This is a genomic window from Polaribacter cellanae (genome assembly GCF_017569185.1).
In the GTDB taxonomy this organism is placed as follows: domain Bacteria; phylum Bacteroidota; class Bacteroidia; order Flavobacteriales; family Flavobacteriaceae; genus Polaribacter; species Polaribacter cellanae.
In genome coordinates this window covers 1,478,660-1,490,462 of the sequence record NZ_CP071869.1, presented here as the reverse complement: position 1 = coordinate 1,490,462, position 11,803 = coordinate 1,478,660, and the positions used below count along the sequence as shown (strand labels likewise).

The window sequence follows — 11,803 nt, the reverse complement described above, 5'->3', positions numbered from 1 at the left end:
TTAATTTTTGTTAATTCAACTTGAAGTAATATCAGGTAATTTCGTTTTTAATTAATAATTTAATTAAAAATAATTAATCCAATTTAAAGATAACTGAGTCTTTTCTAGGTTAATAGTTGAAAGAGGGGTTAATTTAGAAGCTAAGCTCAAGTTAATCTGAGAATTTTTAGAAGTAAATAAATATCCAAGGCCAAAACTTAATAAATCTTTATTTTGGAGGGTTGTGTTGGTTTTTCCAAAATCTGTAATTGTGTATAAGTAGGATTTTTCTGAAGTTAAATATCTATATTCAATATTAAAGAAGGTGTAGTTTTTTGCAAAAATACTTTGTTCGTTAAAACCTCTTATGGAACTTGCTCCTCCAAGTCTAAACAATTCATTTTCGATAAAATTTGTAGAGTTTAAATATCCTGAATTATTTCTAATAAAAATAGAGTTTCTGTTGTTAATGTCTAAAAGATAAGAAGTATTTAATAGAATTTTTAATTGATTGGAGTCGTTAATGGAACTTGTTCTTTTTCCTATTGATGGATTTACTTCAAAAGAAAATTTGTTATTTCTAAAAAAATCATTTTTAGGAATGTTAAAAAAATATTTTGTTCCAAGAAAGAAATTACTGAATGTAGTAATATTATTATTTGAGATGTTAATTAGCTTCTCGGAATCCTCCATGCTAAAAGTAATTCCCAATGTCGATTTGTTGTTGATATTATAGTTTATATTGGTGTTAAATTTCGTGTTTATAAAAGTTGAGTCTTGCTTGTAAATGGAAAAAGAAGTTTCTGGAGAAATTTTAGTGCCAAATATATAAGGTAAATTAAGTGAGAGTTTAAATTCCTGTTTTTCTTCTCCAATACTGTTCCAAAACAAGTTTAAATTCTCGCCAGTGTTTAAAAGATTTCCAAGCTTCAAATCGATATGACCATTAAAAAGTAGTTTGCCATTTTCTTTGGAAGCAAAATTAACGAGTCCGTCAAAACTGCTAGCGTTCTTCTTTTTAAGATATATGTATAAGAGAGTCGAATCTTTTAAAAATAGAACCTCTGGAGGTTTAATTTCTTCTGCAAATTTTAAATTTTTGGAAAGTTCTTCAATTTTTATTAATTTATTTTTATTGAAAATAGTGGTTCGATTGATGTCGAAATAGTTTTTAACAAACGATTTAGGAAAATTTTCATACCCTTTTACAATCACTTTGTTAATTATTCTTTTTTGAGACTCTTCAATAATTAAGGTTCCATAAAGATTTTTGTTTTCGATTCTTATATTTTTTAATTTTACTTTGGAAAACAATTTTCCTGTTTTTTCTAATTTGTCAGAAAATTTAGATAGTGTTTCTTGAAGTTTTCCAATGGGGATTGTAATTTTGTTTCTTTCAATATTAAATTCCTTTAGTAAGATGTTTGGTGGTTTTCGAAAAACCAAAATAGCTTCTTCTATTTTTTTATTCAAAACAAAGAATGCAGTAAAGTTGTTTTTATCTCTTGAAACATTATTTATAATATGAGAAAAATAGCCTATTTTTTTTAAATAAGAAGAAATGTTATTTAACTCATTATATATACTTAAACTGTCTTTGTGTTTTTTTTGATACTTAATTTTATTTAAAATAGAAATGGCTGACTTGTTTTTTGAGGATAATTCCAATGTATAATTCTGTGCAAAAAGAGAATTTAAAATACTTGTTAGGAAGAAAAGAAAAATAAGTAGCGTAGTTTTTTGCTTCAAAATTTGCGATTAATAGTTGTTCAAATGTAAGTTAAAACCAGAAAAGAACATAAATAAATGGTCTTTTTGAAAAAATAACTTACTGATAATTGAATAATTAGAAATTAATTGTACATTTGCGGACTCTTAAAAAAGAGACAATGTTTAATAAAAACGTAAAACAGTAATTATTTAGTATGCCAACTATTCAACAATTAGTTCGTAAAGGAAGAACCAAAATAACTAAGAAGAGTAAATCGGCTGCTTTGTCGTCTTGTCCTCAAAGACGTGGAGTTTGTACTAGAGTTTATACTACTACACCAAAGAAACCTAATTCTGCAATGAGAAAAGTTGCCAGAGTTAGATTAACAAATGGTAATGAGATAAACGCGTACATTCCAGGTGAAGGACATAACTTACAAGAGCACTCGATAGTATTAGTTAGAGGTGGAAGGGTAAAAGATTTGCCAGGAGTTAAATATCACGTAGTACGTGGTGCATTAGATACTGCAGGAGTTGAGGGTAGAATCCAACGTAGATCTAAGTATGGAGCAAAACGCCCAAAAAAGTAAATTAGTAACTTTTTTAATGTAAAGACATGAGAAAAAGAGCAGCAAAAAAAAGAGTCTTATTACCAGACCCAAAGTTTAACGACCAGTTGGTAACTCGTTTCGTTAATAACTTAATGTGGAGTGGTAAGAAGTCAGTAGCGTTCAAAGTGTTTTACGATGCGTTAGACATCGTAGAAGAAAGAAAAGGAGAAGACGAAGAAAAATCGGCTTTAGAAATTTGGAAAGATGGTTTGTCTAATGTAATGCCTCACGTAGAAGTAAGATCTCGTAGAGTAGGTGGAGCAACATTCCAAATTCCAATGCAAATTAGACCAGATCGTAAAGTATCAATGGCTATTAAATGGATGATTTTGTATACTCGTAAGAGAAACGAAAAAACAATGGCACAGCGTTTAGCTGCCGAAATTTTAGCTGCGGCTAAAGAAGAAGGGGCTGCTGTTAAGAAACGTACAGATACTCACAAAATGGCAGAAGCTAACAAAGCATTCTCTCACTTTAGATTTTAATAGAAATGGCTAGAGATTTAAAATATACAAGAAATATTGGTATTGCAGCACATATTGATGCTGGTAAAACCACAACTACAGAACGTGTGTTGTATTATACAGGAGTTTCTCACAAGATTGGAGAAGTTCATGATGGTGCAGCTACAATGGACTGGATGGAACAAGAGCAAGAAAGAGGTATTACAATTACTTCTGCTGCAACTACTTGTACGTGGCAGTTTCCTTTAGAAAATGCACAACCAACTCCAGACACAAAAGGATATCACTTTAATATTATTGATACTCCTGGTCACGTAGATTTTACTGTCGAGGTAAACAGGTCTTTACGAGTTTTAGATGGTTTGGTGTTTTTGTTTTCAGCAGTAGATGGTGTTGAACCTCAATCTGAAACTAACTGGAGATTAGCAGACAACTATAAAGTGCCAAGAATTGGTTTTGTTAATAAGATGGACCGTCAAGGATCAGACTTTTTAGCAGTTTGTCAGCAAGTAAAAGATATGTTAAAATCAAACGCGGTACCAATCGTTTTAAATATTGGTGACGAGGATGAGTTTAAAGGAATTATAGATTTAGTAAAAAATCGTGCTATTGTTTGGCATGACGAAACTCAAGGGGCAACTTTCGATGTTATTGAAATTCCTGAAGAGTTAAAAGCTGAAGCAAAAAAATATAGAGCTTTATTAATCGAAGAGGTAGCAAGTTACGACGAGAACCTTTTAGAGAAGTTCATGGAAGATGAAGATTCTATTACAGAAGAAGAAGTGCACAAAGCATTAAGAGCTGCAGTAATGGATATGGCAATTATTCCTATGATTTGTGGTTCTGCATTTAAGAATAAAGGTGTTCAGTTTCTTTTAGATGCTGTATGTCGTTATTTACCTTCACCATTAGATAAAGAGGGTATTGTAGGTGTAAACCCAGATACAGGTAATGAAGAATTGCGTAAACCAGATGTAAAGGAGCCATTTGCTGCTTTAGCATTTAAAATTGCAACAGACCCTTTTGTAGGACGTTTAGCATTTTTTAGAGCATATTCTGGTCGTTTAGATGCAGGTTCTTATGTGTTAAATAATCGTTCAGGTAAAAAAGAACGTATTTCACGTATTTACCAAATGCATGCAAACAAGCAAAATGCAATTGATTATATCGAAGCTGGAGATATTGGAGCTGCTGTAGGTTTTAAATCTATTAAAACAGGAGACACTTTAACGGCAGAGAAACACCCAATTGTTTTGGAATCTATGGATTTTCCAGACCCAGTAATTGGTATTGCAGTGGAACCTAAGACAAAAGCAGATGTAGATAAGTTAGGTATTGGACTTGGTAAATTAGCTGAAGAAGACCCAACTTTTACAGTTAGAACAGACGAAGCTTCAGGACAGACTATTATTTCTGGAATGGGTGAGTTGCATTTAGATGTAATTGTAGATCGTTTAAAGCGTGAATTTAAAGTAGAGGTTAACCAAGGTCAACCACAAGTTGAATACAAAGAAGCTATTACAGCTTCTGCAGATCATAGAGAAGTTTATAAGAAGCAATCTGGTGGTCGTGGTAAATTTGCGGATATTGTATTTACATTAGAGCCTGCAGACGAAGGTGTTCAAGGTTTACAATTCGAATCTATCATTAAAGGTGGTAACGTTCCTAAAGAATTTATCCCTTCCATAGAAAAAGGATTTGTAGAGGCGATGAAAAATGGCCCTTTGGCAGGTTACGAAATGGATTCGATGAAAGTTACATTAAAAGATGGTTCTTTTCACGCGGTGGATTCAGATCAATTATCTTTTGAGTTAGCTGCAAAATTAGGGTTTAAGGCTGCTGCAAAAGCTGCAAAAGCTAAAATTATGGAGCCTTTAATGAAATTAGAAGTATTAACTCCTGAAGAAAATATGGGAGATATCGTTGGAGATTTGAACAGAAGAAGAGGCCAGGTTAACGATATGTCAGATAGAGCAGGAGCTAAAGTTGTAAAAGCATTAGTGCCATTATCAGAAATGTTTGGTTACGTAACAGCTTTAAGAACAATGTCTTCTGGTAGAGCAACATCTACAATGGAGTTTTCTCACTATGCAGAAACTCCATCAAATGTATCTGAGGAAGTAATTGCAAAAGCAAAAGGATAATCTACTAAAACAATTAAGATGAGTCAAAAAATTAGAATAAAATTAAAATCTTACGATTACAACTTAGTAGACAAATCTGCTGAGAAAATTGTAAAGACGGTAAAAAGTACTGGTGCTGTTGTAAACGGACCAATACCATTACCAACACATAAAAAGATTTTTACAGTGTTACGTTCTCCACACGTAAACAAAAAATCTAGAGAGCAATTTCAATTATCTGCTTACAAAAGATTATTAGATATTTATAGTTCTTCTTCGAAAACTATTGATGCTTTAATGAAATTAGAATTACCTAGCGGTGTTGAAGTTGAAATTAAGGTGTAATTTAGTATTACTAAATTTAGTAAACAAAAAAGAGACTGTCTGAAAAGGCAGTCTTTTTTTTTGCATTTTTTTTAAGATATTTTATATTTTAACGTGGATTCGATGTAAGAATCAATATATAACTCTATGTTAATATATTGATTTACAGGTACTTAAATTACTTTATTATTCCGACGATAGAAGAAATCTTATGATTTATAACTACAATTTATGAAATTTTTCTTCCTACATCATTCTTTAGGTTAACAAAATGAAATAATCCCTTAAAATAAAAACATTTAAATGCTTAATAATCAATTAGTAATGTAATTTTTTTTTTGGCTTTTTTCACAATCATTTTTTTGTTAGTTTGAGTTAAAAGTAGTTTTTTTGTTTGTGAAATTATGCATTCTGTCTATGAAACTACGTCAATCATATATTTTTTTTTTTTTAAATCAATATAGTTTGTATTATTATACTCTTATAAAAACTTTAAACCCCCAAAATCATGAGAAAATTACTACTCTGTGCTTTTTTAAGTTACATGTCTATTTTACAGGTTAATGCGCAAACGCAACCTCAACATAATAAAAAGGTTGTTGGTTATTATGCCCAATGGTCTATCTATGCAAGAGATTACAATGTTCTAGATATAGAGGCAGACAAGCTAACACATTTATTATATGCTTTTTTCGATACAAAATACAATGCAACAACAGATACTGCTTATATTGAGTCGTTAGACGATTATGCAGATTTTCAACATAATGAAAGTGGATTACACGCTTGGGATGCTCCTGTAAAAGGGAATATTGGAGACCTAAAATTGTTAAAAGAAAAATACCCACACTTAAAAATTATAATTTCTTTAGGAGGCTGGACAAAATCACAGGCATTTCCTGATATTGCAAAATCTGCTAATGCAAGAGCTACATTATCGCAAAGCATGGTAGATTTTATGACAAAATACCCTTGGATAGATGGGTTTGATTTAGATTGGGAATTTCCTGTACAAGGAGGAACAGACGGAAATGAAACTATTAATGGAGCAGCAGTACCTGCACAACCACATTATCAAGATGATCATAAAAACCTTGTTTTATTGTTAAAAGAAATGCGATCAGTTTTTAATGCTAATAGCATGCAAAACAAGTCAATTTCTATGGCAGCAGGAAATAATGTTAATAATTTATTAGCAACTCATGTAGGTCCAGGAACAGAAGCTACGCACGGAATGACAGAAAATGTTTTTGATTTTTGTGATTTCGTAACTTTTTTTGGATATGATTTTGGTGGTAATTGGTTTGATAAAACATCTTATAACGCACCATTATATGGAGGTGATCATCCAAATGACCCTTTAAATAGAGGTGCAGGAAAGCCAAATCAAGTATTAGATGGTCTCGTAAGTTTGTATTTAAATGGTTTACAAGTTCCTGTAGATAAATTAGTAATGGGGATTCCTTTTTACGGTAAACTTTTTGAAGGAGTCGCTTCTACAGGAGTAGTTCCAAATTTACCAGGTTTATATGAAAGTGCTCCAAGAGTAAATAGTTCGGCGTGTAATTTACCTCAACCACCTAAGGGAACTTGGGATGCTGTAAATTGTGAAAGTTCTGGGTCTATTGAATTTTGTGATTTATATCAAGGTTTTGGTACAAATAAACATCAATACTTAGATGCGAATAACCCAATGCAAGTATCTGCTGCAGCAGCAGCTAATGGTTGGGTAAGATATTGGGATGATACTGCAAAGGTTCCTTATTTATACAATGCAACAACTAACAAATTTATTACGTATGATGATAATCAGTCAATAGATTTAAAAGTTAAGTATGCACTTTCCAAAAATTTAGGAGGTGTAATGATTTGGGAACTGTCACAAGATGCTAGAAACAATTCAAGCAACAGTCTTCTTAAAACCATAAATAATTCTTTACAATCAGCAGAATACGATTTAACTATAAATTTTAAAGATTCATCAAATAATCCATTACAATCTGTAGTAGTAGAATTGAAAGATGAAAACAATGTGGTACTTCAAACTCTAAACTCAGATGCTTTAGGTCAAGTTGTTTTTTCTAATAAACAAGGAAATGTACCTTATAACATTACTTATAGCTTATCTGGCTATGCTTTCTTACCAAATACTATTTCTTATGCTAGTTTAGAATTTAATTCTGACAAGACTGTAAATGTAACAGGGTCAAATCAAGTTGTTTCAATAGCTGGTTCTGTTAAAGAAAATAATGTATTGTTAACTAACGTAGATGTTGTTTTGAAGAATACAACAACAGGAGAAGAATTAAGTAGAACAACATCAACAGATGGAAATTTTACTTTCAACTCGGTTATCGATGGAAATGATTATACTGTTAGAGCCGAAAAAGATTTCTACTCATTTACAGAATTAACTTACACAAATTTATCTAGCAATAAAACCAATCAATTAATAGAAGCAACCAGAAGTACTTTTACGATAAGTGGTAAAGTGCTTGCTGGTGCAAATCCTTTACAAGGCGCAACTATCTCTATATCAGGAAACAACCAAAACTATACAGGCACTACAGATGCTTTAGGTAATTACTCAATTGCAAATCTTTCTGCAGGATATGATTATACAGTAACACCAAGTTTTACCAGTAAAGTTTTATTGCCAGCAAACGTGCAAGTTAATGCGCTTAATGAGAATAAAGTTTTTAACTTTGCTGAAAATTTAGGTTTAATATATGGTACCGTTAAAAACGGAAGTACACCAGTTGCAGGCGCTAAAGTATCTTTAATATTACCTTGGACCGATAGTTCACATCCATACACAAACCTAATTGCTACAACAAATTCAGAAGGTAAATATTTTTATACAGAAACACAATTAAGCGGTTATTCGGCTATTAATTCGTTAAAATTGAATTCTTATGAGAATAATGCAGTGGTATATTTACCATCTGATCTTGCAAATTTACCAGTGCCATCTGTGGCAACTGAATATAATTTTAATTCTCAGACTGCTGTATCGCCAGAAATAACAATTAATAAGCCAAATCAATCTACAATAAGCATTGCCCCTGGTAATACTGTAGATTTAGAAGCATTAGTTGGCTTAACTTTTAATGATGGTACAACAACTATAAGTACAGTTACATTTGAAGTAGATGGAGTAACAGTTGCAAATACGAGTACAAATAATGTGTATTCAGCAGTTTGGACACCAACAAATTCAGATATAGGAAACAGTCATATATTTAAAGTAACAGCAGAAGATTCTAATGGAGTTAGTAAAACAAAAACCTTTAATTTTAGTTTAGTATGCTCAGGAGCAGGATGCTCTAATGTATCACCATCAGTCACTTTAGGTACTCCAGCAAATACAACTATAGACCAAACTTCAGGATTTCAAAATATTCCAATAACGGTAACCGTTACAGATTCAGATGGTACAATCGCTTCAGTTGCCATTAGCATTGATGGAAATACAACAGCTATGACAGCAGGAGGAAATGATACGTATACATATAACTTCACACCAACTGCTTATAAAGCATACCCCATAGTTATTACAGCTGTAGATAATAAAAATGGCTCTACAACAATAAACAAAACTTTAAATATTACAAATTCTGTAACAACATATATTATTAGCGGTACAGTTGTCACAGGAACAAATCCATTGCAAGGTGTAACAGTTACAATATCAGGCAATGGTCAAAACTACACAGATATAACAGACACTTCTGGGAACTATTCAATTGCTAACCTTTCGGCTGGATTTGATTACACAGTAACACCAAGTTTAAATAACACTGTCTTAACTCCTGCCAGTGTACAAGTTACTGCACTTAGTGAAAACAAAGTGCTTAACTTTGCTGAAGAGGTAAATACAGCTGGTACAGGCTCTATATATGGTGTGGTTAAAAATGGTAGTACTCCTATACAGGGTGCTAAAGTATCTTTAGTATTACCTTGGACAGATAATTCACATCCATATGTAAACTTAATTGCAGTTACAAATGCACAAGGTGAGTACTCTTACACAGAGGCGCAAGTAAGTGGTTATACTACTATTAGTTCTTTGAAACTAAATTCTTATGAGAATAATGGAGTAGCATATTTACCTTCGAATATTGGTAATATACCAATGCCATCTACGGCCACTGAATATAATTTTAATTCACAGCCAGTAGCACCAGAGGTTACAATTAAGCAACCAAACCAATCTACAATTAACATTGCACCTGGTGCCACTGTAAACCTAGAAGCATTAGTTGGCTTAACTTTTAATGATGGTACAACATCTATTAGCAGTGTAGCCTTTGAAGTCGACGGAGTAGCAGTAGCAAATACTAATACAAATGATGTGTATTCAGCGGTTTGGACGCCAGGAAATTCAGATATAGGAAATAGCCACGTATTTAAAGTAACAGCAGAAGACTCTAACGGAGTTAGCGTTAATGAAACGTTTAATTTTAATTTAGTATGTGCTGGGGCGAATTGCCCTAATGTTTCTCCATCAGTTACATTAAGTGCACCAACTAGTACAACTATTAATCAAAACGGAGGGTTTCAAAATATTCCAATAGCTGTAACTGTTACAGATTCAGATGGTACAATTAATTCAGTTAATATTACTATTAATGGAAGTACTGTAGCTATGACAGCTGGAGCGAATGATATTTATACATATAATTTTACACCATCTGCTTATCAAGCTTATCCAATAGTTATTACAGCTATAGATAATGAAAATGGTTCAACAACAATAAACAAAACTTTAAATATTACAAACTCTGTTTTTGTGCCATTGCCAAGTGGAAATATTGTGTTAGGTTATGCGCATTCTTGGGAGAGTGCTAGTGCACCATTTTTATATTTTAATGAGATACAGAACAAAAAATTTAATGTTGTTATGTATTCCTTTATAGAAACAGAAGGAGGAAATGGTTTTACACCTAAATTAACAATAAATTCTAATAGATATCTAACGAATGGTGTGTTTGATAGTAAGCTGTTAAAAGATGACATTAATGTATTACGAAGTAAAGGAATACCAGTAATAGCTTCTATAGGTGGTCAAAACGGTCATGTAGAACTTAGAAATACAGCAGAGAAAAATGAATTTGTGCAAGGTATTAAAGATATTATAGACGAATATCATTTTGATGGTGTTGATTTAGATTTTGAAGGTGGTTCTATGAATTTTGGAGCAGGGGCATTAACTGATTTTTCTTATCAGTCACTTACTCCTTATCCTAAATTAAAAAATGTGGTAGATGCTTTTAAAGAATTGAAACAACACTATGGAAGTAATTTTATAATGACCTGTGCTCCAGAAACATTTTATGTTCAAGTAGGACACTCAACATACAGTAGTATCGCAGGATCGTTTTTGCCAGTATTACATAATTTAAGAAACGAGTTAGACCTTGTAATGGTACAGCTGTATAACACAGGATCTGTAAATGCTTTAGACGGAACAGCCTACTCACAAGGAACCCCAGACTTTTTAACCTCAATGACAGATATGTTAATTTCAGGGTTTAATGTGTCAAATAGCGGTTTTAGTTTCCCTGGATTGCCAGCCTCTAAAATAATGGTAGCAATTCCTTCTTGTCCTGCAGCAGCACCAGCAGGTGGCTACATACAGCCAAATGAAGCAACAAAAGCATTAGATTATTTAAGATTTGGAACAAGCTTCGCAGGTAGAAATTATACACTACAAGGTAGTGCACATCCAGATTTAAGAGGTGTTATGACCTGGTCTATAAATTGGGATGCTGCAGACTGTGGTTCTGCTGATCAGTTTGCAAATAGTTATAGTAATTACTTTAACAATAATAACAAAAGCTTTAAAAAAGCATTAAGTGTTCAAGAACAAGGTTACGATGAAGTTAAAGTTTACCCTATACCTTTTGAAAACCGTTTAAATATATCTTCTCAAAAAAATATAGAAGCTATAAAAATATTTAATGTTAGTGGAACAGAAATTTTTGCACAAGATAAATTTGAAGGTTTTTTAGATGTTAGCTTCCTTAGTTCAGGAGTGTATTTCTTACAAATTCAAGTGGAAGGTAAGGTTTTTTATAAAAAAATTACCAAACAATAAACTTTTCATTTTTAATAAAATGATATAAATTAGAAGTATAATTATGGTTTAATTTTTTTATAAACGTTTATTAAAACAAACTATGTAGAATTTTTTATTCCTAATTTTTTAAAAAGATTGTTATTCTTTTATTTACTAAAGAATAACAATCTTTTTTTATTTCACAAGATTAAGTTGTTAAGAACATAACTTTGTATTACGTGTTTTATCTACGATATTTTACTTTACAGATTTATAACCCAATCATATGCTTAAAATGAATAGTAGTTTTTGTTATAAAATAATTGTAATAATTAGTTGCAGAAACAAAAAAAAGCTATTACATTTGCAAACTCTTAGAAGAAAGGTAAATAGAGTTCTCTTTTAAGAATTTACATGTCCAGAGCGTTTCGCAAAGGAAAAACGGAAAAAAACAAAATCAGCGTTGAATTTGTTTGCGCTGTTTTTTTTGAGCAAAACTCAAAGGAATTTAAAGGAAACATTTGTTTCAAA

6 protein-coding genes are annotated in these 11,803 nt (G+C 31.8%); 5 read left to right on the top strand and 1 reads right to left on the bottom strand.

The window, feature by feature from the left end; translation table 11 throughout:
• Nucleotides 1-63: 63 nt before the first annotated feature.
• A complete protein-coding gene (locus tag J3359_RS06810; RefSeq protein WP_208079959.1) occupies nucleotides 64-1,728 on the bottom strand; it encodes a BamA/TamA family outer membrane protein in 1,665 nt (554 codons plus the stop codon).
• A 176-nt stretch (nucleotides 1,729-1,904) separates the two neighbouring features.
• On the opposite strand from J3359_RS06810, the gene rpsL reads away from it, so the two are divergent.
• The 5 genes from rpsL to J3359_RS06785 all read left to right on the top strand — a co-directional run bounded on the left by rpsL (nucleotide 1,905) and on the right by J3359_RS06785 (nucleotide 11,311).
• On the top strand, nucleotides 1,905-2,279 hold the full coding sequence (rpsL, locus tag J3359_RS06805) for a 30S ribosomal protein S12 (RefSeq protein WP_208079958.1): 375 nt from the start codon (nucleotides 1,905-1,907) through the stop codon (nucleotides 2,277-2,279).
• Between the two features lie 26 nt (nucleotides 2,280-2,305).
• On the top strand, nucleotides 2,306-2,785 hold the full coding sequence (rpsG, locus tag J3359_RS06800) for a 30S ribosomal protein S7 (protein ID WP_208079957.1): 480 nt from the start codon (nucleotides 2,306-2,308) through the stop codon (nucleotides 2,783-2,785).
• A 5-nt stretch (nucleotides 2,786-2,790) separates the two neighbouring features.
• Nucleotides 2,791-4,908 carry an elongation factor G gene (fusA, locus tag J3359_RS06795; protein ID WP_208079956.1) on the top strand — a complete coding sequence of 706 codons (2,118 nt, stop codon included), beginning with the start codon at nucleotides 2,791-2,793 and terminating at the stop codon, nucleotides 4,906-4,908.
• A gap of 18 nt (nucleotides 4,909-4,926) precedes the next feature.
• Nucleotides 4,927-5,232, top strand: coding sequence for a 30S ribosomal protein S10 (gene rpsJ, locus J3359_RS06790; protein WP_075342599.1), 306 nt, complete (start codon nucleotides 4,927-4,929; stop codon nucleotides 5,230-5,232).
• A 487-nt stretch (nucleotides 5,233-5,719) separates the two neighbouring features.
• On the top strand, nucleotides 5,720-11,311 hold the full coding sequence (locus tag J3359_RS06785) for a glycosyl hydrolase family 18 protein (protein ID WP_208079955.1): 5,592 nt from the start codon (nucleotides 5,720-5,722) through the stop codon (nucleotides 11,309-11,311).
• Nucleotides 11,312-11,803: the final 492 nt, after the last annotated feature.